22 protein-coding genes are annotated in these 26,589 nt (G+C 47.5%); 3 read left to right on the plus strand and 19 right to left on the minus strand.

All coding sequences use genetic code 11. The features are described from left to right. Nucleotides 1-52 precede the first annotated feature (52 nt). From PH235_RS01475 to truB, 8 genes are all read right to left on the minus strand, one after another. Entirely contained in the window at nt 53-1,699 is a 1,647-nt protein-coding gene (locus tag PH235_RS01475; RefSeq protein WP_272160710.1) for a phosphoenolpyruvate carboxykinase (ATP), read from the minus strand. A 214-nt stretch (nt 1,700-1,913) separates the two neighbouring features. Beyond that, nucleotides 1,914-3,056 (minus strand): molecular chaperone DnaJ, encoded by a 1,143-nt coding sequence (dnaJ, locus tag PH235_RS01480; RefSeq protein ID WP_272160711.1) that lies wholly within the window; start codon nt 3,054-3,056, stop codon nt 1,914-1,916. A 99-nt stretch (nt 3,057-3,155) separates the two neighbouring features. After that, nucleotides 3,156-4,976, minus strand: coding sequence for a molecular chaperone DnaK (gene dnaK / locus PH235_RS01485; RefSeq protein WP_272160712.1), 1,821 nt, complete (start codon nt 4,974-4,976; stop codon nt 3,156-3,158). A 45-nt stretch (nt 4,977-5,021) separates the two neighbouring features. Next, nucleotides 5,022-5,558: a nucleotide exchange factor GrpE gene (gene grpE, locus PH235_RS01490; protein ID WP_272160713.1), complete on the minus strand. Its 537-nt coding sequence runs from the start codon at nt 5,556-5,558 to the stop codon at nt 5,022-5,024. Between the two features lie 22 nt (nt 5,559-5,580). Beyond that, nucleotides 5,581-6,615: a heat-inducible transcriptional repressor HrcA gene (gene hrcA, locus PH235_RS01495; protein ID WP_272160714.1), complete on the minus strand. Its 1,035-nt coding sequence runs from the start codon at nt 6,613-6,615 to the stop codon at nt 5,581-5,583. Nucleotides 6,616-6,751: 136 nt separating this feature from the next. Then, on the minus strand, nt 6,752-7,882 hold the full coding sequence (gene hemW / locus PH235_RS01500) for a radical SAM family heme chaperone HemW (protein ID WP_272160715.1): 1,131 nt from the start codon (nt 7,880-7,882) through the stop codon (nt 6,752-6,754). Continuing rightward, nucleotides 7,883-8,845: a riboflavin biosynthesis protein RibF gene (gene ribF, locus PH235_RS01505; protein ID WP_272160716.1), complete on the minus strand. Its 963-nt coding sequence runs from the start codon at nt 8,843-8,845 to the stop codon at nt 7,883-7,885. Between the two features lie 22 nt (nt 8,846-8,867). Beyond that, on the minus strand, nt 8,868-9,779 hold the full coding sequence (truB, locus tag PH235_RS01510) for a tRNA pseudouridine(55) synthase TruB (protein ID WP_272160717.1): 912 nt from the start codon (nt 9,777-9,779) through the stop codon (nt 8,868-8,870). A 172-nt stretch (nt 9,780-9,951) separates the two neighbouring features. On the opposite strand from truB, the gene PH235_RS01515 reads away from it, so the two are divergent. Beyond that, nucleotides 9,952-10,803 (plus strand): DegV family protein, encoded by an 852-nt coding sequence (locus PH235_RS01515; protein WP_272160718.1) that lies wholly within the window; start codon nt 9,952-9,954, stop codon nt 10,801-10,803. A gap of 48 nt (nt 10,804-10,851) precedes the next feature. Here the strand turns inward: PH235_RS01515 and PH235_RS01520 are convergent, their stop codons facing one another. From PH235_RS01520 to tig, 10 genes are all read right to left on the minus strand, one after another. Continuing rightward, complete coding sequence (locus PH235_RS01520; protein WP_272160719.1) at nt 10,852-11,115, minus strand: DUF1294 domain-containing protein; 264 nt, start codon at nt 11,113-11,115, stop codon at nt 10,852-10,854. Continuing rightward, a complete protein-coding gene (pepT, locus tag PH235_RS01525; protein WP_272160720.1) occupies nt 11,112-12,353 on the minus strand; it encodes a peptidase T in 1,242 nt (413 codons plus the stop codon). The genes PH235_RS01520 and pepT overlap by 4 nt, the downstream gene beginning before the upstream one ends. Nucleotides 12,354-12,367: 14 nt before the next feature. Next, nucleotides 12,368-13,501, minus strand: a complete 1,134-nt coding sequence (locus PH235_RS01530) for a Nif3-like dinuclear metal center hexameric protein (protein ID WP_272160721.1) — start codon at nt 13,499-13,501, stop codon at nt 12,368-12,370. Beyond that, nucleotides 13,498-14,202, minus strand: a complete 705-nt coding sequence (locus PH235_RS01535) for a tRNA (adenine(22)-N(1))-methyltransferase (RefSeq protein ID WP_272160722.1) — start codon at nt 14,200-14,202, stop codon at nt 13,498-13,500. The genes PH235_RS01530 and PH235_RS01535 overlap by 4 nt, the downstream gene beginning before the upstream one ends. Before the next feature lie 138 nt (nt 14,203-14,340). Further along, nucleotides 14,341-15,477, minus strand: coding sequence for an RNA polymerase sigma factor RpoD (rpoD, locus tag PH235_RS01540; RefSeq protein WP_086628032.1), 1,137 nt, complete (start codon nt 15,475-15,477; stop codon nt 14,341-14,343). 26 nt (nt 15,478-15,503) lie between these two features. Next, nucleotides 15,504-17,381, minus strand: coding sequence for a DNA primase (dnaG, locus tag PH235_RS01545; RefSeq protein ID WP_272160723.1), 1,878 nt, complete (start codon nt 17,379-17,381; stop codon nt 15,504-15,506). 119 nt (nt 17,382-17,500) lie between these two features. Then, nucleotides 17,501-18,775, minus strand: a complete 1,275-nt coding sequence (locus PH235_RS01550) for an MFS transporter (protein WP_272160724.1) — start codon at nt 18,773-18,775, stop codon at nt 17,501-17,503. Between the two features lie 124 nt (nt 18,776-18,899). After that, nucleotides 18,900-19,508: a ribosome biogenesis GTP-binding protein YihA/YsxC gene (gene yihA / locus PH235_RS01555; protein WP_086628034.1), complete on the minus strand. Its 609-nt coding sequence runs from the start codon at nt 19,506-19,508 to the stop codon at nt 18,900-18,902. Nucleotides 19,509-19,653: 145 nt separating this feature from the next. Further along, nucleotides 19,654-20,907, minus strand: coding sequence for an ATP-dependent Clp protease ATP-binding subunit ClpX (gene clpX / locus PH235_RS01560; protein ID WP_272160725.1), 1,254 nt, complete (start codon nt 20,905-20,907; stop codon nt 19,654-19,656). 244 nt (nt 20,908-21,151) lie between these two features. Beyond that, nucleotides 21,152-22,432 (minus strand): trigger factor, encoded by a 1,281-nt coding sequence (tig, locus tag PH235_RS01565; RefSeq protein WP_272160726.1) that lies wholly within the window; start codon nt 22,430-22,432, stop codon nt 21,152-21,154. Nucleotides 22,433-22,656: 224 nt separating this feature from the next. Here tig and recU point away from each other — a divergent pair, with 224 nt between their 5' ends. After that, nucleotides 22,657-23,271, plus strand: a complete 615-nt coding sequence (gene recU / locus PH235_RS01570) for a Holliday junction resolvase RecU (RefSeq protein WP_086985094.1) — start codon at nt 22,657-22,659, stop codon at nt 23,269-23,271. A gap of 16 nt (nt 23,272-23,287) precedes the next feature. Continuing rightward, nucleotides 23,288-25,861: a PBP1A family penicillin-binding protein gene (locus PH235_RS01575; RefSeq protein WP_272160727.1), complete on the plus strand. Its 2,574-nt coding sequence runs from the start codon at nt 23,288-23,290 to the stop codon at nt 25,859-25,861. A gap of 73 nt (nt 25,862-25,934) precedes the next feature. On the opposite strand, the gene nth is transcribed toward PH235_RS01575, so the two are convergent. Then, nucleotides 25,935-26,582 carry an endonuclease III gene (nth, locus tag PH235_RS01580; protein ID WP_272160728.1) on the minus strand — a complete coding sequence of 216 codons (648 nt, stop codon included), beginning with the start codon at nt 26,580-26,582 and terminating at the stop codon, nt 25,935-25,937. Nucleotides 26,583-26,589: the final 7 nt, after the last annotated feature.

Below are 26,589 nucleotides of genomic sequence, written 5' to 3' on the forward strand. Positions count from 1 at the left end.
TAAGCGAAAAAAGAATCCGGAGTCTCCCCACCGGATTCTTTCCCATTGAAATTTAAAAAGCATCAATGATATTTTGCAACGCTTGGATGGATTCATCAGGCAGCGGCATACTCGGGTGGGCAGCATTGAATTCTTCCAAGAAATCTTCCCGCAGCTGCATGCGTCTTCTCACCAACTTCGTATAGTCTTTGTCTTCAAAATCGGGATTGAAGCCTTCCACCGGCAGATAGCTGAGATGCGGTGCAGTACCGAATGGCACGAATGATGCTGTCCCTTCAACGACACTTTCGATAACGCCCAAGGACACTTCCTTCGGTATTTTTTTACCCATGAAAAATCCGGTATTGATGATGTAGCAGTCCACTTCTTCGTGAGCCAACAGTTCTTTGAAACCGTCATAATCCTCCACCAATGGATAGACCCGGAACGGATTTGCGAATGGCTCGATGACCAGTGTGTCGGTCGATTCACCTTTCTTCAGCGTTTCCGCAGTCGTGCGTTTCGTGGCCAGCGTCGTGCCGAAAGTTGCCGCCAAGACCGCATCATCCACCTTCACCAAAGGCGGCAAGGCATCGTCCTTCATGATCCAGTAGACAGCATTGATCGGTTCTTCGAACTTATCAACGCGGTTCGGCGTGGAATAGCGTGATTTGACTGTACGTCCGTTGCCGTTTCGGATATCTTCGGTGACCAGCACAATTTTGCCGTCGTTATCCTTTGTCACTCCCACATTCTGGACAGTAACGAAATAGTTCTGTTCAGGGTGATCGGCGGGATAATCCTGGGTTTTATCGAAATAGGAAGGTTCCAGCGCGATGGATGAGCCATCCGTCAAATCGATCAGGAAGGCATCGTCATGCAGCACTTTCACTTCATATTTGTTGTCGTGTTTCGAATGGGTCAAAGTCGATTTGCCTGACCCCGAAAGTCCGAAGAAGGAAGCGACATACGAACCGCCATCAGGCAGGCGGAAATGTTTTTGGCCACCATGGCAAGCAACAAAGCCATTGCGATGACCGGTTCCCCAAGCAAGCGTCAGTGTACCCTTTTTGAATTCACCGAAATACTGCATTCCGAGGATACAGGCCACGTTTTTATCGGGCTCGAAGATAGCCACACCGAGCGGATAATCCGGATGGCGCCAGTCTGGATCCGTGTAGATGTAGATATCGCCTTCGTTGTAAGCTTTCGAATGTGCATACATTTCCTGATATTCCGGGCTATTCCACTGGAAGTTCAATAACCAGGAGTAAAGATTGTTTTCGTTTCCTTCGGGAAAGGCGATGTGCGCTTTGATGATGAAATCTTTATCCAAGCCTACATACCCTGTCGCTTTATAATAATGGCGCAGTCTGTTTTTATAAATGACATCCATGATGATGCCTTCAAGTATTTCGTCTTCTCCTTTGTTCTCTCCGATGATCCGTTTGGCGCGGGCAGTACGGCCGATGATTCTGCCGCCGTTCTCGACAAGGACCTTGGCATCCTCCGGCAAGCCCAATTCTTTTGCATGGAGCACAGGCAGGTCGGTCACGACCACACCTGCAGCATTCAGCGCGAGTTCATAGGCTTCCGCCATGTCCGTGACTTCCTGCATGTTTTTGCCATAAAAAGCTGTTTCGACCGTTGTCCGGAATTTCGTAAGTAATGGGTTGGACTTCTTTAATTCGGATCTATTGAACGATTCTATAGTAGCCATTTAAGTCACCTCTTTTATTTGATAATTCCATTATAATCCTATTTCCCCGAAATGTAACCCCTTACATACCGAAATTAGCGAATATTTACTCTTTTTCTATAAAAAAAGTGTTGTTTGCCCTCATGTTAGTTACAAAAACTCTAACAGAATAGTCTAGGGACAAAAAAAGAACCGATGCTGTGTTGTTTCCAACGCATCGGTTCATTCAGCAAACTTATTTTTTATTTTTGAAGGCGTCCTTTACTTTATCAAAAAAATTGGCGTCATCTTCCACCAACGTATCGCCGCCTGCTGCTGCGAATGCGCGGATTGCCTCTCTTTGCTTCTCGCTAAGGTTCTTCGGTGTGACGACAGTCACTTTGACGTGCTGATCACCATTTCCGGTTCCACGCAAGCGTGGCGCCCCTTTGCCTTTCAGGCGGAAATTCGTGCCCGTTTGTGTCCCGGCAGGAATCTTCAGCTTGACTTTTCCGTGCACGGTCGGCACTTCAATCTCATCACCCAAAGCTGCTTGGGCGAAGCTGATTGGAAGCGTGTAATGGATCTCTGTCCCTTCGCGATCGAAAATATCGCTTGGTTCCACTTGGAAAACGACATAGAGATCGCCATACGGGCCGCCATTGCTGCCGACTTCGCCTTGGCCGTTCAAGCGCATCTGTTGCCCATCGTCGACGCCTGGAGGGATGGTGACTGCCACAGAGTGGTCAGTTTCGACATGCCCACGTCCGTGGCACGTTGTACATTTATCCGTGATTTCCTTGCCTGTTCCGCCGCAGACATCACAGACCGCTTGCGTCATTACGCGGCCGAAAGGCGTATTCCTTTCGACACCGACCGCTCCTGAACCATGACATTTCGAGCATGTTTTCGGTTGCGTGCCCGGTTTTGCTCCGGATCCACTGCAGGTTTTGCATTCTTCATCCCGTTTGTAACGGATGGTTTCTTTCTTACCGAAAATCGCTTCTTCGAATGTAAGGTGGATACGGTACTGTAGATCAGAACCTTGACGGGGGGCATTCGGATTCCTGCCGCGACCGCCTCCGCCGCCGAAAAAGGAATCAAAGATATCTTCAAAACCGCCTGAGAAACCGCCGAAGCCGCCGCCACCATAACCGCCGCCTGCGCCGAAGTTGGGATCGGTGCTGGCATGGCCGTATTGGTCATAGGCCGCGCGTTTATTGCCGTCACTCAAGACTTCATAAGCCTCAGCAAGCTCCTTGAATTTGTCCTCTGCGCCCGCTTCTTTGTTGATATCCGGGTGGAACTTCTTGGAAAGTTTCCGGTAAGCTTTTTTTATCTCATCGTCTGTGGCATCCTTCGACACACCCAAGACATCGTAATAATCTCTTTTCGCCATTGTTTCGCCTCCATTGATTGGCTTCATCTGAACATTTTATCTCTATACAGTGAGAGAAGCCAATGCAGTTATGCGTTGGCTTCCTCTCGTTAGAGTTGACTATTTGTCGTCTACTTCTTCAAAATCGGCATCAACGACACCGTCGTCAGTTGCTGTATCATGCGCGCCTTCTTGTTGTTGCGCTTGAGCAGCTTGCTCATAAAGTTTGACAGTCAGGTTTTGGACAAGCTCATTCAAAGCATCACGCTTCGTTTTCATCTGTTCCAAATCATTTGCTTCGACTGCTGCTTTCAGTTCGTCTCTAGCTTCTTCAGCTTTCTTCACTTCATCAGCGTCGACTTTTCCGTCAAGCTCTTTCAATGTTTTGTCAGTCTGGAAGATCAATTGATCCACTTCGTTGCGCAATTCAACTTCTTCTTTGCGCAATTTGTCTGCTTCAGCGTTAGCTTCTGCATCTTTCACCATTTTTTCGATTTCTTCGTCAGTCAGACCGGAAGAGGATTTGATGGTGATTGTTTGTTCCTTTTGAGTTCCCAAGTCTTTCGCGCGAACATTGACGATACCGTTTTTGTCGATATCGAATGATACTTCGATTTGCGGAACACCACGAGGAGCTGATGGAATATCCGTCAATTGGAAACGACCCAATGTTTTGTTGTCGTTTGCCATCGGACGCTCACCTTGCAGGACATGCACATCAACAGCTGGCTGGTTGTCGGCTGCAGTCGAGAAGACTTGTGATTTGCTAGTAGGGATTGTCGTATTGCGGTCGATCAATTTAGTGAACACGCCACCCATTGTTTCGATACCTAATGATAAAGGTGTTACGTCCAATAATACGATGTCTTTAACGTCACCGGAGATGACTCCGCCTTGGATAGCAGCGCCCATTGCGACTACTTCATCCGGGTTAACGGATTTGTTCGGCTCTTTGCCTGCTTCTTTACGGACTGCTTCGATGACTGCAGGGATACGTGTTGAACCGCCGACAAGGATGATTTCATCGATTTCGGAAGTGGACAGACCTGCATCCTTCAAAGCTTGGCGTACAGGACCTTTTGTACGTTCAACCAAGTCATACGTGATTTCATCGAATTTAGCGCGGGTAAGCGTCAATTCCATGTGCAATGGACCTGCATCGCCGGCAGTGATGAACGGCAAGCTGATTTGTGTTGAAGTTACGCCTGATAGATCTTTTTTGGCTTTTTCAGCAGCGTCCTTCAGACGTTGTTTCGCCATTTTGTCGTTGGAAAGATCGATTCCGTTTTCTTTCTTGAATTCCGCAACCAAGTAGTCGATGATTTTGTTGTCGAAGTCATCTCCGCCTAATTTGTTGTCGCCGGCTGTACTCAATACGTCGAATACGCCATCGCCCAATTCAAGGATGGAAACGTCGAATGTACCGCCGCCCAAGTCGAATACAAGGATTTTTTCGTCTTTTTCCGTTTTGTCCAAACCGTATGCCAAAGCTGCAGCAGTCGGCTCGTTGACGATACGCTCTACTTCCAGACCGGCAATTCTTCCGGCATCTTTAGTTGCTTGACGCTGGGCATCGTTGAAGTAAGCAGGGACTGTAATAACGGCTTTATCAACTTTTTCGCCTAGGTAGTCTTCTGCGTAGCCTTTCAGATATTGAAGGATCATCGCTGATACTTCTTGTGGTGTGTAGCTTTTGCCTTCCACTTCCACTTTGTAGCCAGCATCGCCCATATGGCGTTTGATTGAGCTGATTGTGTTAGGGTTTGTCACTGCTTGGCGTTTTGCGACCTCGCCCACTTGGATTTCGCCATTCTTGAATGAAACGACTGATGGTGTCGTGCGATTTCCCTCTGGATTTGGGATGATTTTAGCTTCTCCGCCTTCTAATACAGCGACAGCTGAGTTTGTTGTACCTAAGTCAATACCGATAATTTTGCTCATGATGTTATTCCCCTCTATAAGAAATTTTTATGTTTATCAATAAAATTATTCTGCCACAATAACCATTGCGGGTCTTAAAACGCGTTCTTTCAAAGTGTAGCCTTTTTGGACTACCGCAACGACTGTATCAGGCGCTTGACCTTCAGCAGCCGGCTGCATTTGAATGGATTGATGGAAATTCGGATCGAAAGGCTGGTCGATCGGATCGATTGGAGAAATCCCTTCTTTGGCGAAAGCTTCCGTGAATAGGTTCATGACCATTTCCAACCCTTTTTTCAGGTTCAAAGATTTTTCATCTTCCACTTCAATCGCTAATGCACGCTCCAGACTGTCCATCACCGGCAACAATTCCTGTGCCAATGACTGGGAACGGAATTTCGCCGCATCCTGTCTTTCTTTCGCGTTGCGCTTCTGGATATTGGCAAGTTCAGCCTGCAGGCGCAACAAGCGGTCTTCCGTTTCGGACAAGGTTGCTTTCAAGGTTTCAACCTCACTTGCTTCCGTAACCGTCTCTTGACCCTCGACAACCGTTGTATCAACGGTCGCTTGTTCCTGGTCCACTAATTCTTCGTTATTGTCCACTTCAAAATCTCCTTTGTCGTGCTTATTTGTTCAGATCATTCAAGCTATCAGAAAGTTCGTAACGCATAAATTTCATGATACTGATCATTTTTTGATAAGGCATATTGGTTGGCCCCAGTAATGCAATCAGGCCCTTACCGTTGCCGGCCGTGTCATAGGTAGCCGTGATCAGGCTAAAATTATGCAACAGCTCATTGTCCAATTCCGTTCCGATCTTGACGCCGACGCCATCGTTGGGGTTAGAAAAAAGCGCATGGATGTCCGGAGACCCATTCAGCATGCTTAAAATGGCTTTGACTTTATTCTTGTCCATCGTCGCATCCAAATGGTTCAGGAGGTTCATGCTGCCGCCTACATGGAAGCGGTCATGCTCCAACTTCGCCACGATGTCATTGAAGATCGCTGTGAAATCGATTTTTGCATCGACGTACTTCCGGATAATCACCGGAATGTCCGTTTGCAGTTTGATGAATACTTCCTGCAGCGTGCGGCCTACAAGTTCCTGATTGAAGATGTTGACGATTTTTTCTATCTCAGAGGCTGAGAAGCCTGGCGAAACAGAAAAAATCTGATTTTCCACATGCCCTTTATCAGTCACCAAGATGGCCATCACATGGCCTTCATTGAGTGCGACCAATCGGAATCCCGTCAATCGGCTGTCCTTTGTTTCGGGGCCGATCGCCAAAGCGGTATAATTCGTCAAAAAGGACAGCATTTCAGCTGATTTTTCGACGACCTGCTGCACTTCCCGGTAAGGATTCTGAAAACCATGCTTGATCGTCTGTTTGACGTCGTCAGCGACTTCTTCGCTTTCTTTGCCCAAAAGTTGATCGACATAGTAACGGTAGCCTTGGATGGACGGTATCCTGCCGGATGAAGAATGCATTTTTTCCAGGAAGCCCAGTTCTTCGATCCGCATCATTTCGTTACGGATCGTGGCGGAACTCAAGGACAAAGCTGATTCCTTAAGAAGCGTCTTCGAACCGATCGGCTCCTCGAATTCGATGTAATGCCTGACAATTAAATCCAAAATTAGCAACTGTCTTTCTGTTAACAAGATTTTCACCTCACTTTAGCACTTGACCATAATGAGTGCTAACCATAAATAAATTTATCACGGGTTACAGGCTTTGTCAACGGAATACAATCATTTTTCATAACATTATCGGCACCCCACTGGCATCGAACGCATTTCACATCAAGAAAGAACGGAATACTTCATTGCCGAGGAAAACACCTCTTTGGGTCAAGCGGATCCTGTCGCCATCGACCAGCAGCAATCCGTCCGCAACCAAATCCGCGATGACGGCAGCATACTGGTCCAACAGCGGAGTCTGGAATTTATCGGCAAAATGTTTTTGGCTGACGCCAACCATCGTACGCAGACCCAGAATCATTTCTTCTTCCATCTGTTCCTGTTTCGACAACCGCTGTTGCCGGATGATCGGCAGATTATTTTCGCGCAATGGCGCCAGATACTGCTGGATCGGTCCATGATTGTGGTAGCGGATCCCATCGATATAGCCGTGGGCACCTGCCCCGAAACCGAAATAGGACTCATTTTTCCAATAAGTGAGATTGTGCTGGGATTCATAGCCCGGCAACGCAAAGTTGGAGATTTCGTATTGATTCCTGCCGTTTTTTGACATCGTCTCGATGGCAAGGGCGTACATATCGGCCTCTGTGTCTTCCGAAGGCAACGGCAGTTTCCCCTGACGCATCAAGTTGTAGAAAACCGTTTTATTCTCGAGGATCAAAGCGTAGATCGAGTAATGCGGCAAATCCAATTCCAAGGCTTTTTTCAGACTGTCTTCAAAATCGGCCATCGTTTGGTTCGGCAGGCGGAAGATCAGATCGATGGTCATGTTTTCGAATCCGGCTCTGCGGGCATCGGCCACAGAAGTGTACACTTGCTCGGCTGTATGGATGCGGCCGATTTTTTTCAGGATGTCGTTATTGAATGATTGGACCCCCATGCTCAAACGGTTGACCCCATAATCACGCATGATCTTCAGCTTCTCGAAAGAAATACTTTCGGGATTGGCTTCCATCGTGAACTCGGCGCCTTTCGGCAAGGAATAAGTGGTTCGGATTCCGTTCAAAAGCTTCTCCAGCTGGCGCTCATTCAATGTCGTTGGTGTGCCGCCGCCGATATAGAACGTGCTGATTTCTTCTTTGGGATGTCGCTGCTTCGACAGCTGCATTTCCTTTATCAATGCATCCACATATTCATCGACCGGCTGGCCTTCCAAGAACACTTTGTTGAAATCGCAATAGAAACAGATGTGTTCGCAGAAAGGGATGTGCAAATAAGCCGCTGCCATTTAGAGTGTCACCTCATCCAATGGGTGTTCCTCAAAATAGGCGATTGTATCTGCTTCATCACTTTTAAGCTGCGCGATCAGTTGGTCGACGCCTGAAAATTTGATTTCGCTGCGGATAAAATGATGCCATCTGACAGTTACATCCTCACCGTAGATCATTTTATCGAAGTCCAGTATATATACTTCCACGGTTTTATCGCGGCCAGCTTCAAAAGTGATGTTGTGGCCGATTGAAGCCGTGCCGCGGTACCAGGTTCCGTTCACTCTGATGCTCACGATGTATACGCCGTTCCTAGGCAAGCGTGTGTGTTTTTCGGTCTGGATATTGGCAGTCGGGAAACCCAATAGTCTGCCTCGCGCATCGCCATGGATGACCGTGCCGTCGATCTGATAGATATAGCCTAAGTATGCATTCGCTTTTTCCATATTTCCCTCGGCTAATGCTTCCCGGATATGCGTGGAGCTGATTTTTTCGGCTTCGTTCTTCAATTCGGCAACTTCGATGACTTCGAAGCGGCCCTTTGCATAATTCACCAATTGCTTCATATCCGCGATTTCTCTGGGCCCATAGGTGTAATCGAAACCGGCAACGACTGCGGCAGCATGTAGGCCGCTGATGTATTGGTCGACAAATTCCTGCGGTCTCAAAGAGGCAAAGGCAGATGTGAATGAGATGACGAAGAAATAATCAACGCCCAAGCTTTCGAATATTTCGGCTTTGCGGTTGACGGTCGACAAGTACTGCATCGTTTCCGGGTTCATCTTCTGGAAAACGATGCTCGGATGATGATTGAAGCTCATGACGGCAAGTTTGAGGTTCTTCTTTTCGGCAATTTCCTTTGCCCTTTTAATCACTTCTTGATGTCCTCGATGGACGCCGTCAAAGTATCCCAACGCCAACACGACTTGCTCGTCCGGTATCAGTTTTTGGTCATAGGGATGATGTATATGCATTATTTCCATTGCTAAGGCAACTCCTTGGTGTTTATGATAGGAACATTTTTCTGGGTTTGATGAAACCGGATTTGGTCGGATGCGGTTCGTACATCGCCACGATTTTGCCCTGGTGGGTGAACAAAACGGGGGCTTCCATGGTTTCGAATGGTCCCTCTTTAGGAAGAACCGCACCATTTTTCACCTTATCCCACAGTTCATCGTCAAGCGCAATCTGATGATACGTTTCGAATACCGAGTCTATCGGCTTCAGATGCGCGTCAATTTCGTTGTTTGCCATTGCTTCAGCCACTTGCTGCAGCGTGAGGCAATCATCCTTCGTGAAGGATCCGCTCATCGTGCGCGTCAGGCTGGACATGTACGCCGGATAACCCAATGATGCGCCCAAATCGACAGCCAAGGTCCGCACATAGGTCCCTTTTCCGCAAGTTACCCGGAAGCTCCAGGACATTGTTTGCTCTTCCGCATGATAGACGGGTTCTGAAATCCGCTCGAAACTCATGACGTGGATGCTTCTTTGCGGCCTTTCGACGGTCAAACCTTTGCGGGCGTATTCGTACAGCCTTTTTCCGTTCACCTTGACCGCGGAATACATCGGAGGAACTTGGATGCTTTCGCCAACCATGGCTTCCATCGCAGCATCGATTTCAGCCAAAGACAGGTCTTGCGCAACCGGCGCCTTCGCGATCGTTTCGCCTTGGCTGTCCTCAGTCGTTGTGGCGACACCGATAGTGATTTCCCCTTCGTAAGCTTTGTCCGTGTCAGTCAAAAATTCGACGACTTTGGTGGCTTTTCCGATGCAGATCGGCAAAACGCCATCAACTTCCGGATCCAGTGTACCGGTATGCCCCACTTTTTTAGTTTTCAGTATTTTTCTAAGTTTGAATACGCAGTCGTGACTTGTCATGCCGCGTTCTTTCCATAAAGGTAATATTCCGTCCATATGTCTGTAACCTACTTTCTTCTACAACTAACCTATTATAGCATAATCTATTCTACACGAAAAAACATCAACATTAGAAGAATATGCTTACAATCATAGTGATAACTGCGTTACTTTTCCTGGAAAATCTGCTATGCTTAAGGAAATAAGACTGCAATGAAGGAGAATCATCATGCCAAACTTCAAAATTGTGACCGATTCCACAACGGAATTGTCCGCAGAAGAAATTGACAGATATGGAATCACCGTAATCCCGCTTTCATCCATGATCGATAACGTGCTGTATTACGACGGCGTCACCATAACCAAACCCGAGTTTCTTGAAAAAATGATGAACAGCAAGGAATTGCCAAAATCATCCCAACCAGCCATGGGCACATTTTTGGATAAATATAACGAATTGACGGCTGATGGCAGCGAAGTTTTGTCCATCCATGTAACCGAAACACTGAGCGGAACCGTGAATTCTGCTCACCAGGCGGCTAAACTAGCCCATGGCAAAGTCACCGTCATCGATTCGAAGTTTTGTGCCAGAGCCGCCGCCTTTCAAGTATTGGAAGCGGCCCAGTGTGCCGCTGAAGGATTGACAGTGGCGGAAGCATTGCCTCGGGTCACTGCCGTCAAGGATCGCACCCTGCTTTACATCTGCATCGTCAACCTGGAAAACATGGTCAAAGGCGGACGCATCGGAAAAACGATGGGCCGCATCACAACGCTGCTGAACATCAAAGCCAACCTGAAAATGATCGACGGCGCATTGACTACCGACATCAAAGGCCGCGGCACAAAAGCAATCGTCAAGCGCTACGAAGAGATCATCGGAGAGCTGAAGCAGAAATACCTGGATGTTGAAGCAATCGGCATCACACACGTCGGCCTGTCGGAATATTCGAACCAAATCATCGACATGCTGAAGGCTGCGTTCCCCAACGCCCAGATGTACACGTCCTACGCCAGCGCCAGCGTCATGACCCACGCCGGCCCCGAAGCCGTATCCCTCCAATTCCTGATGAAAAACAAATGAAAAAAATGCCGCTATCTCCCGAATGGGAAATAGCGGCATTTTTTGTTTTCATAGGTATAAGAAGTAGGATGTTATTCCTGTTAAAACAGTTCCCAAAGCGAAGACTACCTTGAAACTCAGGTGTTTCGTCTTATGGCGGAAGTGATGCATCCCCAGCAGTCCGCCCAGGCCGCCACCGAAAAATCCGAGCAGGAGCAGATTGCGTTCCGGTATGCGCCAAGCTTTTTGCCGCGCTTTCTTTTTATCGATGCCCATCAAAATGAATAGCACGAGGTTCGCCAGGATGAAGTAAACGAGCACTGGATTTCTCATTGTTCTCCGTATCCTTGACTTTGTCTGATGATTTCCACGATGACCGCAACGGCCTTTTCCATTGATTGGACAGACACAAATTCGTAACGTCCGTGGAAATTTTCTCCCCCGGCAAAAATATTCGGAGTGGGCAGACCCATGAAGGACAGCTTGGATCCGTCCGTCCCGCCGCGGATCGGTTCGATGATCGGGGTGATCCCCACTGACTTCATCGCTGCTTCCGCCAAATCGACTGGACGCATATCCTCTTTCAGCACTTCACCCATGTTGTAGTACTGATCGTGCATTTCGATGGTGATGCGTTCTTCAGTCAATTCCTTGTTCATGCGTTCAGCCAGCGTAAGCATGGTCGTTTTCCTGTTCTCAAAAAGCTCCTTGTCATGGTCCCTGATGATGTAGGTCATCTTGCTTTCTTCCACATTGCCTTCAATGCCCAACAGATGATAGAACCCTTCGCGCTTTTCGGTTTGTTCAGGCACTTCATTTTGCGGCAAAGCGCTATCGTACGCGATGGCCAATTTGATTGCATTCACCATCGTGTCCTTGGCAGTGCCTGGATGCACATTTTTGCCATGGATCGTCACAATAGCTTGCGCTGCATTGAAGCTTTCAAATTCAAGTTCTCCCAATGGTCCGCCATCCATCGTATAGGCAAAATCGCAGCCGAAGCCAGCCACATCAAAAAGATCAGCTCCACGGCCGATTTCCTCATCCGGTCCGAAAGCGACTTTGATGTCCCCGTGTTCCAAATTATCCGCTGCTTTTATTGTTTCCAACGCTGTGATGATTTCGGCGATGCCGGCTTTGTCGTCCGCACCCAGCAACGTTTTCCCGTCAGTAGTGATCAAAGTCTGGCCGATGTAGTTCTTCAAAGAAGGAAAGTCCTTCGGTGAAAGAATCAGCTGTGTTTCAGCATCCAAGATCAGATCGTTGCCAGCATAATGGTCCCAAATAAGCGGATTGACATGGGCTGCTTCAAAATCAGCTGTATCCATATGGGCGATGAACCCGATTACAGGGAACGCTTTTTCGGAGTTGCGCGGCAAAAGTGCCGTCACGAAGCCATTGGAAGGATTGTATTGGATATCCGAAAGTCCGATGGCTTCCAGTTCTGGAATCAAAACAGTTTTTGCGAATTCCACCTGATTTTGGGTAGAAGGCACTGTCGGGCTTTTTTCATCCGATCTTGTCTCGAATTTAACGTATTTCAAAAAACGGTCCACTAATTTTCCTTGCATTCATTGACATCCTCTCACAATTGACTGTCGAAAATGAAAGGATCCGTGTTGATTTCGGAAGCGATGACTTCCAGATCCCATTCATTTTCTTTTTTCCATACATTGAATAATTCCAATAATTTCGGTTTGCAGATCTGTTCGATGTGATGACCCGGGTCGATGACGGTCAGCCCATCAGCCTGCATATCGTGGGCCGTGTGATAGTAGACATCGCCGGTGATATAGACATCCGCACCCTTTTTGATTGCTTTCCGGTAATATTTGCCGGCATCCCCGCCGCAGATGGCAACGCGGGTGATTGTCTGATCCAAATCGGCTGCGATGAAGCGCATGCCTTCGATCTGGAAAACATCCTTCACGTACTGGATGAAGGAACGCAGCGACATCGGCAAGGCTAAATTGCCGACCCTTCCCAGACCGTATTCGCGCTGGAAATTATTGATCGTGTAGATTTCGTAGATGGGTTCTTCGTAAGGATGCGATTCATACAGCGCCTCCAATACTTCCGCCAAGTATTTGTCTTCGACGAGCATCTCAATTTTCTTCTCTTGCACCGCTTCAGGTTCATTGATGTGGCCGATGGCAGGTTTCGCGCCTTCAAGCGGCGTGAAGCGGCCAACTCCTTGCGCTTCGTAAGAGCAATGGCTGTATTCGTCGGAAATGTTCCCCGCGCCAGCATCTGTCATGGCCAAACGGACATGATTGCATTCCGCATTCGGCACGCAGACGGATATTTTTTTCACTGGCACGCGCTTCGTGACGTCCATGATTTCCACATCCAAAAGCCCCAACGCCTCAGAGAGCCAATCGTTCATCCCGTTGTTCGCATTGTCCAGATTCGTGTGGGCCGCATAGACGCTGATGTCATGTTTCAGCAGATCCACGTACATCTTTGTTTGCTTGTCTGAAACGTCCAGATTTTTTAACGGTCTGTAGATCGGCGGATGATGGGAGAAGATGAAATCGACTTGCTTCTCGATGGCCTCCTGAACGACTTCCGGACGGACATCAAGCGTCACCAATATACGGCGGACCGGACGGCTCAAGTCGCCCAGATGGAGGCCTACCGGATCCCCCTCCTCTGCCAGCCAAGTCGGAACATGCGATTCGAATAACTCGATGAATTCATAACCAGTAATGCTTTTCATGATTTCAGCACCTCTTTAATTTCATTGATTTTATTGATCACTTGCTGCTCTTTTTCGTTCAGATCATTGCTTGCTTTTTGCATGCTGTCCAATATGTATTGGCACTTGTCGATTTCGGATAACCATTTTTTGCGGAACGTTTCATTTTTTGTCTGAAGCAGGAAACGGCCGAAACTGTATTCCAGATCAGTGTAGTTTTCTGGCGTCTCTGCCTTTTCGGCAACAATGATTTCATAAATCTTTCCGTTTTCTTCCAAGATCGTTTCGTCGATGATTTTGTATTGGTGGGCAATCAACCATTCACGCAGTTTCTTTTCTCCATTATTGGGCTGAAGGATCAACCGTTCCACACCGACCAATTTATCTTTCAGTCTGCCTTTTTCCAGAATTTTGGAAATCAAGTCCCCACCCATCCCGCAGATGGTGACGACGTTTATATGATCCGTCGGCTCAATCACATCCATGCCATCGCCAAGTCTGGCGCTGACGCGATCGCCGACTCCTGATGTTCTGATTTGCTCCGCTGCCGATTCGAAGGGGCCTTTCACAACTTCCCCTGCCAATGCGTAACTGATGACGTCGCGCGCTGCCAAAACACAAGGCAAATAAGCGTGATCCGAGCCGATGTCCGCCAGTCTGGCGTTTTCCGGCACAAAACCTGCGACCGTCTCGAGTCTTACGGATAATTGTTGATTGTTCAACCTTATCCCTCCATTTCCATTTTTGCTGATAATTCTATTTTAGCATAATTCCATTTCATATATCCCATTAATCCTAACATCGTTCCGAAAAATGGCATAAGAAAAACCCGAGTGCAATACCTCGGGTTAGGGCGCTTATTACTCAAGAAAATCTTTTAATTGTTTCGAGCGGCTCGGGTGGCGCAGTTTGCGCAAAGCTTTCGCTTCGATTTGACGGATCCGCTCGCGGGTAACGCCGAATACTTTCCCCACTTGCTCCAAAGTCCGCACGTTGCCGTCATCAAGGCCGAAACGCAGACGCAGGACGTTTTCTTCACGGTCGGTCAAAGTGTCCAACACTTCCTCAAGTTGTTCCTTAAGAAGCGTTTGGGCAGTATGGTCAGCCGGACTCAGGACTTCCTGATCTTCGATGAAATCGCCTAAATGGGAATCATCTTCTTCCCCGATAGGGGTTTCCAAGGAAACGGGCTCTTGAGCGATTTTCAGGATTTCTCTGACTTTTTCAGTCGGAAGGTCCATTTCGGCACCGATTTCTTCCGGTGTCGGTTCGCGTCCCAGATCCTGCAGCAATTGTCGTTGGATACGAACCAATTTATTGATAGTTTCAACCATATGCACAGGGATACGGATTGTTCTGGCTTGGTCGGCGATGGCACGGGTGATGGCTTGACGGATCCACCAAGTTGCGTAGGTGGAGAATTTGAACCCTTTGGTGTGGTCAAATTTTTCGACAGCTTTCATCAGACCCATGTTCCCTTCCTGGATCAGATCCAAGAATTGCATCCCGCGGCCCACATAACGTTTTGCGATGGAAACGACCAGACGTAAGTTGGCTTCAGCCAATTGTTGCTTCGCTTCTTGATCGCCTTCTTTGATGCGGAGAGCCAAATTGACTTCTTCCTCTGCGTTCAGCAAAGGCACACGGCCGATTTCCTTCAGGTACATGCGGACCGGGTCGTTGATTTTCACTCCGGGAGGCACAGCCATCGGGTCTTCTTCTTCATCCTTTTTGGCTGCTGCTGGTTTTTCAGGCTTCACTGTTTCTTTGGCAAGTTGACGGGCAGTCGGACCGCCGTCTGCGTCTACGACACTGACACCGCCGTCTTCCATTTTTTGTATCAACTTATCCATTGCATCCGCGTCCAATTGGAAAGGTGTAGCTATCTTATCGGCCAATTCGTCGTAGAAGACGGACCCCAATAATTTGTGTTCTGCGATCAGCTTTTTGGTTACCTGTTCTAACGTGAAACCTTGATCATTTTTTTCGATTGCCATAAAATGATTCCTCCATTCGATGCGGGTTATTTCTTTGTTGCTTTTAATTCTTTTGAGAGGGAAACGATTTCCAACATGATTGTCTTCAGACGCTCGTTGTCATTTTTCTTTCGGGCTTCCTTCATTTCTGCCTGTTTCTTGGTCAGTTGGTCCTGAAGGGACGACTTATCGCGGATGATATGGACGAGATCCTGAATTTCCTGATAGGTGACTTCCGAATCCAATTGGAACCATTCAATCTCCGTAATCACATTTTGAAGAGCTTGATTGTTGATGCGGTCCAAAAATTGGTCGATATTCCCGACCAACCCAGTCTGCCTGAAAAACTCTTCATACAGAATGTAGATCGTCTGATAGTCATCGTGGATGAAATTGAAATTTGCGTCAATCTCATTCAGATACGACCAGACTTCCTCGAAATGAAACAGACGGTAAAGCAGTTGCTTTTCACTTTGCTCTGCCTGGCTCACTTTGCGTTTGTTCGTGCTTGGATACATTGCATGAGGGGCGGCATCATGCGGCGCGGTTCGCCTGACCGGCTCGCGTTCAGGCCGCTGCTGGAGCACTTCTTGTTGGTACCCCTTCAATTGCTTCTGCAGGATATCCACCGGAATGCTGAATTCATCCGCGATATCCTTCATGTAAAGCTCTCTTTCGATCAATGAATCCAAGGGAGCCAACGCCTTAAGCATGGTTTCGATATAAGTGATGCGATTTTTTTCGGAATCCAGGTTCAGGTTCATCTTGAGGTAGCGTGAATAGAACTGAATGACTGTTTCCCGGCTGTTTTTCAGTGCCTTGACGAATGCCTCCGGACCTTTCTGCTGGATGTATTCATCCGGATCCATACCTGCTTCCAGCGGAAAAATCGAGATATCGAAGTGCTTGTTGCGTTCCAATATTTCTATGGCGCGCTTGGTCGCTTCAACACCGGGACGATCGCCATCATAGGCAATGACTATTTTATCGGCCGTCTTCGTCAATATCCGGTTCTGTTCATCCGTCAGGCTGGTTCCCATCGAGGCGACGCCATTTTTAACCCCCGCTTGCCAAGCGGATATGACATCCATGTACCCTTCGAAAAGGATCACTTCTGAATGTCTCCGGATTTCACTGCGGGCTTTGTCGAAGTTGAAAAGGAAATCCCGTTTGTTGAACAACAGTGTTTCTGGGCTGTTAAGGTATTTTGCTTCATGGTAACCTGTGTCATCCGCAGGGGTAGCCTGCAGAATCCGGCCGGAAAAAGCGACAGTCTTTCCTTTTGCGTTCCGCAACGGGAAAATGATCCGGGCTGAGAATCGATCGAAAAGTTCGTTTTGGCCTTGCCTATCCGTGAAAATACCACTTTCCTGAAGGAGTCCTTCATCGAACGCCTTCGCTTTCAGCATTTGAAAGAGCGCCGTCCGATTGGATGGAGAAAAACCTATTTGATATTCTTTCAGTGTCTCCGGCGTGAAGCCGCGTTGGATCATGTAATCCAGCGCAGCTTGCCCCGTAACGGTATTCATGAGGACTTGATGGTAAAAAGCCGCCGCTTCCTCATGGATTTGGATCAGTTTTTCTTTCTTTGACTGCAGCGGATTATCCTGCGCATGGTTTTCGTACGAGAAATCCAACTCAATGTTGCTCAATTCGGCTGTCTTAATGACTGCTTCAACGAATGAAATACCCTCGACATCCATCAAAAAAGTAAAAACATTCCCTCCTCTTCCGCAGCTGAAACAGTGGAAAATCTGTTTTTCTTCTGCTACAGAAAAAGAGGGGGTCTTCTCGTCATGGAACGGGCAAAATCCAAAATGATTCTTGCCTCTTTTTTTTAGTTGTACATATTGGCTGACGACATCAACAATATTAGTTTCGGTTCTGATCTGCGCTAATTTTTCTTCTGAAATACGTTCTGCCAAATGTCTCCCACCTTGAAGAAATATCTTCATTTTATAAAAACGCGCATAAAGATGCAAAATAAATTTTACCACATCTGTGCAACACATGCAAATATTTTCTCAGACGGTCGTCAAAGCGGTTAAATCTGCTGTTCTCCTTGCAGAACCGGGGCTTTCACAAAAAACAGCAGTATCCCGCCGATCACGAACAGGATGATCAGGGCAAAAACCCCATCCAACGAGTTACCGGTCAGCTGCGAGATGAGTCCTACAAGCAGCGGGCCGACCACAGCCGCAAATTTCCCGAAGATGTTATAGAATCCGAAGAATTCGTTCGCTCGCTCTTTTGGGATCAGTTGTCCGAATAAGGATCGGCTCAACGCCTGCACGCCTCCTTGGGCTGTACCCACAAGCAGAGCCAAAATGATGAATGTCAGCAATGAGTCCAACTGCAAAGCGTAGATGCAGATGAAAATGTAGGTTACAATACCCACAAAAATCATGTTCTTGTTGCCGAACCGTTTGGATGCTCGGCCGTACAGGATGGAGAACGGGAAGGCCACGAACTGGACAACCAGCATGACAACGATCAGTTCATTCGAAGAGAGGCCGATGTCCGACCCGACCGCAGTCGCCATTTTGAAGATGGTCCCAACCCCGTCGATATAGAAGAAATAAGCCAACAAAAATAAAAAGGCTTGTCTGTATTCCTTGATGTTCTTCAGCGTTTCCCATAACCTGATGAAACTCTTGCGGATCACGCGCGGTTCTTTTTCGATGTAGTAGTTCTGTTTGACATTCTTCCAATAAGGGATGGTGAAGACGAACCACCAAAGCGCAGTAAGGATGAAGCCACCCTTCACGATGCCGCTCGTGCCCACCGGCAAAATGCCGGTCAATTGGAAAAAAATGAAGATGACGAAAGGGATGGAACTGCCGATATAACCCCAGCCGAATCCCGCAGAGGAAATGCGGTCCATCCGTTCATCGGTCGTCACGTCCATCAAGGAGCCGTCATAGAAGATATTCGCTCCGGAAAAACCGACAACAGACAACATGTACAGTCCCAACAGAAACAGCCAATTTGCAGCAGGCACAAATACGAACCCGATCGTTGCGAAAATACCGGCCAATGTAAAGCCCGTAAACAGCGGGTTGCGGAAGCCTTTGTAATCCGCGACAGCTCCCAGTACAGGCGCAAGCAGCGACACAACAAGAGTAGCGGCCGCATTCGCATAGCCCCAATACGCCGTCGAGTCAGCGTCCGTCAATCCGCCACTTTCCGCGATCGACTTGAAATACAAAGGGAATACCGCCGTTGTGATCATGATGGAGTATGCCGAATTCGCCCAATCCTGCATGATCCAACTTTTTTCTTCAGTCGTGTAACGGCTTAGTTTTTTTTCAGTCCCCATATTACCCTCCCCTGTCCTATTCGTTTGACGACAAGCACCTTGTCTATCCCATCATAACGAATGAACGAAGAATGGGCAACATCCAATAGTAGGATATTGCCCATTATTTTTCTCTTGTTTATCTCTATTCCTGTGCCGCTTCATCATACTCAGCCAATATTCCCTCAATGAAGGTCCAGGCTTTTTCAAAACCTTCACCCGTCTCCTTTGAGAACATGATCAAGGACTCATCACTCGGAAGATTCAAAGCTTTTTTGATGCGGTAGAAATGTTGATTCCATTTCCCACGCGGTATTTTATCGCATTTGGTGGCGATGACCGAATAAGGAAGATTATAATATTCGATGAAATCCTTCATTTGAATATCGTCTTCGGTAGGCTCGTGACGAAAATCGACAATCAAAAAGACATGTCGCAACGTATCCCTTTGCGTGAAGTACGTCTCCAACATTTGGCCCCATTTCGCCCGTTCCGTTTTCGAAACTTTCGCATAGCCGTAACCCGGAACATCCACAAAATAAAATGAATTATTGATCAAGTAGAAGTTTAAAGTCTGGGTCTTCCCTGGTTTGCTTGATGTCCGTGCCAACGCTTTGCGATTGATCAGTTTATTGATGAACGATGACTTGCCCACGTTGGACCGTCCCGCCAAGGCGATTTCAGCAAAGCCGGTGGTTGGATATTGTTTGGGATCGACCGCGCTCATTACGATTTCCGCATCTTTTACGTGCATTTATTTCCACTCCTTTTCAAAGCCGTCTGCAATTGAAACGACGCTTAAAACTATTTCTGCAACCGACTGCCCTGATTATGCGAAAAAATCCGGAAATCAGATTGGAAATTGTCTGATTCGCCGGACTTCAAACGCAAGCTCATGTTTAGTTGACCTGTTTGCCGTCTTCATCGAACAGCATCGGCGCACCGATGCCGTTCACTATGTTATCCGTTATGACGCACTTCACGACATCATCTCTGCTAGGGATATCAAACATGATGTCCAGCATGATGTTTTCGATGATGGAGCGCAATCCACGGGCACCCGTGTTTCTTTCCAGTGCCTTTTTGGCGATGGAGCGCAATGCGTCATCTTCGAATACCAATTCGACGCCATCCAACTCAAGTAATTTTTTGTATTGTTTTACCAAGGCATTTTTTGGTTGTGTCAGAATATGAACCAAATCGTCTTCTGTCAACTTTTCCAACGCAGCCATTATCGGTAAACGACCGATGAATTCAGGGATCAAACCGAATTTCAATAAATCCTCCGGTATGATCTGCTGCATGATGCTCTTGTCTTCCAAATGTTTGGCTTGAGGTGAGCCGAACCCGATGACTTTCTCGCCAAGACGCTCTTTCACGATCGTTTCGATGCCGTCAAAGGCACCCCCAACGATGAACAGGATGTTCGTCGTGTCGATTTGGATGAACTCTTGCTGCGGGTGTTTTCTGCCGCCTTGCGGTGGAACGTTCGCAACAGTTCCTTCCAAAATTTTAAGCAGCGCTTGTTGAACCCCTTCGCCACTTACGTCTCTTGTGATCGATACATTTTCACCTTTACGGGCGATTTTATCGATCTCGTCGATGTAGATGATTCCCCGTTCAGCCCGTTCGACATCGAATTCGGCAGCCTGAAGCAACTTCAAGAGGATATTTTCGACATCTTCCCCAACATAGCCGGCCTCCGTCAAACTTGTCGCGTCTGCAATCGCAAATGGGACATCCAGGATACGCGCCAATGTTTGGCCAAGGAACGTTTTACCCGAACCTGTCGGGCCTATCAAACAAATATTACTTTTTTGCAACTCTACATTATCATCTTCTGACATCATGCTCATTTGGCCGATACGCTTGTAGTGATTATAGACCGCTACAGACAGCGTCCGTTTGGCTTTTTCTTGGCCAATCACATATTCGCCCAAAATCTTTTGGATTTCCTGCGGCTTTGGCACCTCGGTGAATACGGCTTCGCTTGGTGCATAGATCTCTTCTTCGATGATCTCTTTGCATAGATCTACACACTCATTACAAATATATACATCCGGCCCCGCAATGATCTTTTTCACTTGGTCCTGAGATTTTCCGCAGAATGAACAATGTATTGTCCCGACACTTTCATCATGGAACACAATCATTCTCCTCCCTATATACTTACTTTCCGATCCAGCAGAACTTACCAGGATCCGCCAATAGTTGTTGCGCGCTGATCCTGACCGCTTTCGAACGGTTTACATCTTAACACAGAAAGGAAAAATTGAAAAAGAATATGATTCGTTTACCTTGTGGGGTTACAGCCCGAATATATCCCTGAATATAAACAGATGGGACACTGACTATGGAAGACAATGTCCCGATCTCTTTATTCTGTTTCAATTTTTCTTATTCTTCGATTGCTGAATCAGTGATGATGCTCATCGCTTTCTTCATTTGGATATCGTTAGTCAACATATCAGGGCTGACCAATCCGCGGACACGGTCTGCATCCATGTTGTATTGTTTTGCTAACTCTTCGATTTCTGCAGCGACTTCTTCTTCAGAAACGACGATGTTTTCGTCTTTGATGATTTGTTCCAACACTAGTGATGTTTTCGTGCGTTCATCAGCATCAGCTTCCATTTGGACGTGCAAGTCTTTTTCAGTAGTACCTGTGATTTGGTAGTACAATTCAGGAGAGATTCCTTGACGTTGCATATCATTCAGGAAAAGATCCATTTGACGGTGCACTTCATCGTGAACCATTACGTGCGGCAATTCAACGATTTCAGCATTTGCCACTGCTTGTCTCAAAGCCAGGTCCTGAACAGCTTCATCAGCTGCAGCCGTTTTGCTTTCTTCCAATTCCTTGCGGATTTTAGCTTTCAATTCGTCCAATGACGCTACTTCTTCGTCGACATCTTTTGCGAATTCGTCATCCAAAGCAGGTAATTGTTTTGTTTTGATTTCGTGTACGATCACTTTGAACGTAGCTTCTTTTCCTTTAAGATCTTCAGCTTGATAATCTTCAGGGAAAGTCACGACAACGTCTTTTTCTTCTCCAGCTTTAACGCCGACCAATTGTTCTTCGAAACCTGGGATGAATTGATTAGATCCCAACTCTAAAGAATGGTTTTGGTCTTTGCCGCCTTCAAAAGCCACACCGTCAACGAATCCTTCGTAGTCGATTACAGCTGTGTCGCCAAGTTCTGCGCCTTCTTCTTTAAGGACTAATTCAGCTTGACGCTCTTGTTTTTCTTTCAAGTTGTTTTCTACATCCTCATCTGTAACGACGCGGTCTTGTTTTTCAACTTTAAGATTTTTGTATTCTCCAAGCTTCACTTCAGGTTTCACTGTAACTTCAGCAGCGATGACCCAAGGTTGGCCTTTTTCCATGCTCTTGATGTCAATTTTTGGTTGAGAAACAGGATCCAATCCAGCTTCTTCGATAGCTTGTGAATAAGCATCAGGCAAAGCGCCATTCAATGCATCTTCGAATAAAGACTCCTCACCATAGATATTGTTGAATACGTGACGAGGAACTTTACCTTTACGGAATCCAGGAACGGAAACGTTCTTTTTCACTTTGTTGAAGACCTTATCCATTTCTTGTTTGATGATTTCTTCTGAAATTTCAAATGTTAAGACACCATCGTTAGTGCCTGTTTTTTCCCAGTTTGCAGTCATTTACTTTCCTCCAAAAATCTTGATTTTATTGCAATTAATTTGATATTGCACACTCTCCAATACTACACTAGAAAAGCGGTGTTGTAAACAAAAAGTGCTTAATTATTCCGTATTCGTGCAAAAAATGTGCCCGCTATCAACGCTTTGGCCTTCGATTTTAATGCTTTCTTAGATTTCTTTCAGCATATGTTTTTGGTATAATCATTCAATGGGGGTGATCGTCAGTGGCCGTAAATTATCCGAACGGCAAAAAGTTCCATGCCGAGTCGCATATACCGAAAACTGCAAAGAGGAAAGACTTCGTATACAGCAATCGGGGAATGACGCTTGAAGAAGAGATCAACAGCAGCAATGAGCATTACCTTTCATCAGGGAAAGCCGTCATCCATAAAAAGCCGACGCCTATCCAAGTCGTCAAAGTGGATTACCCCAAAAGAAGCGCAGCCGTCATAAAAGAAGCCTATTATCGGCAGTCCTCCACTACCGACTATAATGGCGTCTATAAAGGGCTATATCTTGACTTTGAGGCGAAAGAAACAAAAAATAAGACAGCCATACCTTTGAGCAACTTCCACGAGCACCAGATTGTCCACATGAAAAGGTGTATCCAACAGCAAGGAATCACGTTCGTACTGATCCGTTTTTCCTGCTTTAACCGCGTTTTCTTGCTGAACAGTTCCTATCTGATTGACTTTTGGGAGAATACATTGAATAATGGCCGTAAATCGATTCCATTGGCTTTTATTGAGGACAATGGGATCGAAGTGGCATACGGATTCAATCCCCGACTGGATTATCTGGATGCAGTGGATAAAATGCTTGAACGCACTATCAAATAATTAAGAGGTGAACCACATGCCGAATGAAGGCAATAATACACGATCACGCGCAAACAACAGGAAGAAGAACGGAACAACACAGGGCCCACGCAAAACGGCCGTGAAAGCGAAAACGAAAACGAAGGCGAAGAAAACTGGGATGCCGCTCTGGAAGAAAATTTTCTTCGGTGTTTTGGCCTTGGGGATTATCGGACTCGCTTCCGGAGCAGGCCTCTTCTTCTACTATGTTTCTTCCGCTCCCGAACTGACCGAAGAGAAGTTGGTCGGAACGGTGGCATCGACCATTTTGGACGCGGACGGAAACGAGATCAAGGAAATCGGAGGCAACGATCAGAACCGGACATTGATCACGGCTGAAGAAATCCCGCAAGTCTTGAAGGACGCCATCGTATCGATAGAGGATCAGCGTTTCTACGATCATAACGGTGTCGATCCAATCCGGATCATCGGGGCCCTGTTCGCGAACCTCCAGCAAGGCGGCATCTCGCAAGGCGGAAGCACCATCACCCAGCAATTGATAAAATTATCCTATTTTTCAACCAGTTCCGAAGACCAGACATTGGAACGAAAGGCGCAGGAAGCCTGGATGTCCATGCAGCTGGAACGCGAATATACGAAAGACGAGATTTTGGCATTCTACATCAACAAAGTCTACATGTCCAACAACGTCTACGGCATGGGCACAGCCGCTGAATACTTTTTCGGAAAATCCATCACCGATGTGACGCTCGCTGAAGCAGCCACTTTGGCGGGCATGCCGCAAGCCCCTTCACTGTATGACCCGATCAACAATCCAACGGACACGCAAGCCAGACGCGACCTTGTTCTGGACATGATGGTAGAGAACGAAAAAATCACCGCCGAGGAAAGCGCTGAAGCTAAGACTGTTCAGATAGAAGGCAGCATCATCGATCACACCGGCGATGTCAACACGTCACTGGTGATCGACCCTTATATCCAACTTGTCATCGATGAAGTCACGGAGAAAACCGGCTTGGACGTCTACGAAGGCGGACTGACGATCACGACCAACATCGATATGGATGCGCAACAACATCTGTACGATATCGTGAATACTTACGACTATATCGAATTCCCTGACGATCTGCTGCAGACCGGTGTTTCCATGGTCGATGTCAACACCGGCGCCATCCAAGCGGTCATCGGCGGGCGCAACCAGAATGTCCAGCTTGGACTCAATCGCGCCTCCACACTTGAGCGCAGCATCGGTTCGACAATGAAACCATTGGCGGTCTACGGACCGGCAATCGAATACTTGGATTACTCGACAGGCACATTGGTCGTCGACGAGGAATACAGCTACTCCGATGGCAGCGAAATAAACAACTACGACAACGAGTACAAAGGCGACCAGACCATCCGTGAAGCCTTGGTCGATTCGCGCAATATTCCGGCATTGAAGACTTTCCAGGAAGTCGGCGCGGATAACGCCTTTTCGTTCCTGCAAAAATTGGGCATCACGATCACAAACGATGACCAGGAATATTTGGTTGAATCCAATGCCATCGGCGGCGAAGCGACACCGATCGAGCTTTCTGCAGCTTATGCTGCCTTCGCCAACGGGGGCACTTACTACGAGCCTTATACGGTCCAATCCGTGACGACTGCTGAAGGCGAAGAATTCACCTTCGAACCGACCGGAACCGAAGCGATGAAGGAATCCACGGCCTACATGATCACCGACATGCTGAAGGACGTCATCACCGAAGGAACGGCTAAGAACGCCCAGATATCCGGCTTGCCTCAGGCCGGTAAAACCGGTACAACCAACTACACGGATGATGAATTGGCGGCAGTCGGCGGGACGAACGTGCCTTATGCCGCTCCTGATGCTTGGTTTGCCGGATATTCGACAAGTTACTCCATTTCGGTATGGGTCGGTTATGACAATTCCAAGGAATACGGAAACTTTTTGGATTACCAGACTCAAAGTCTGACGCGCGATATTTATCGTGAGTTGATGTCCTATGTCTCCGAGGATACCGATTATGCCGATTGGACACTGCCCGCATCGGTCAGCCAAGTCTCAATCGAAAAGTACACGGATCCGATCATGAAGCCCGGTCCAAATACGCCGAGCAGCCTGATTGCCACAGAACTTTTCGTCAAAGGAACGGAACCTACTTCCACATCCAAGAAATACGGTGTGACGTTATTGGCGCCTTCCGGATTGAAGGCCAGCTACAATACCGACAAGGACGAATTGACCGTCGAATGGGATAAATATTCAGCCAGCGGCACCGACTCCAACGCACAAGCGCAATACACGGTGACAGCAGGCGGCGCATCCGAAACGACAACAGACACCAAAGTCGTCATTGATAATCCTGACAAAGGCACAATCACGATTTCGTTGCTCGTCAAAGTCGGCTCAAGCACATCCCCTGCTTCAACCATCCAGTTGACCATCGCCGATCCGGCGCAAGAATCATCCGAAGAGGATGACGAAGATAAGGACAAGGCATCAAGCGACTCCTCATCATCATCTTCATCATCCAGCTCTTCAGCGGAAAGCGATCAAGCATCCTCCGCTGCACAAGATGACGAAGAAGCAAACCAGAATCCATAAAAAAACAGCCAGCTCCCGATAAAGGAGATGGCTGTTTTTTTATTCCGGATGCCGAAAGCTACTCAGATCCGTTTCATTTCAAACCCAAACGCTTCTGCCCTTCCTGGCACATCGAAAGCAACGGGCAAATGTCGCACTTGGGGTTTCTGGCTGTGCAATGATACCTGCCGAAGAAGATCATCTGGTGATGCGCATCGGACCATCGCTCCTTCGGAATTTTTTTCATCAGCAACTCTTCCACTTCCAGAACCGATGCTTTCTGGGGAGCGATGCGCAGTCGTTTGGATATCCGTTCCACATGGGTATCCACCGCGATCGCCGGGATATGGAAACCGACACTCATGACGACATTTGCTGTTTTGCGCCCCACTCCGGGCAACTTGGTCAATTCATCAAGAGTGCGCGGTACTTCGCCGCCAAAGTCCTCCAGCAGCATTTTGCAGCATTTTTGGATATTGGCGGCTTTGGTCCTGTATAAGCCGATCGTCCTGATTTCTTGCATGATCGACTCGAGCGGGGCCGCAACGAAAGCCTCGGGCGTGGGGAATCGGCCGAACAGGCTTGGCGTAACTTTGTTGACGGAAACGTCCGTTGCCTGGGCGCTGAGAAGCGTCGCAATCAACAGCTGAAACACGTTCCGATGAAGCAGTTCGCATTGCGCGTTCGGGAACAGCGCCGCCATCTCATCCAGTGCTTCTACAGTCTTTCTTTTCGATAACATATTTCAC

The sequence above is a fragment of the Trichococcus sp. K1Tr genome, assembly GCF_028309625.1.
Classification (GTDB): domain Bacteria; phylum Bacillota; class Bacilli; order Lactobacillales; family Aerococcaceae; genus Trichococcus.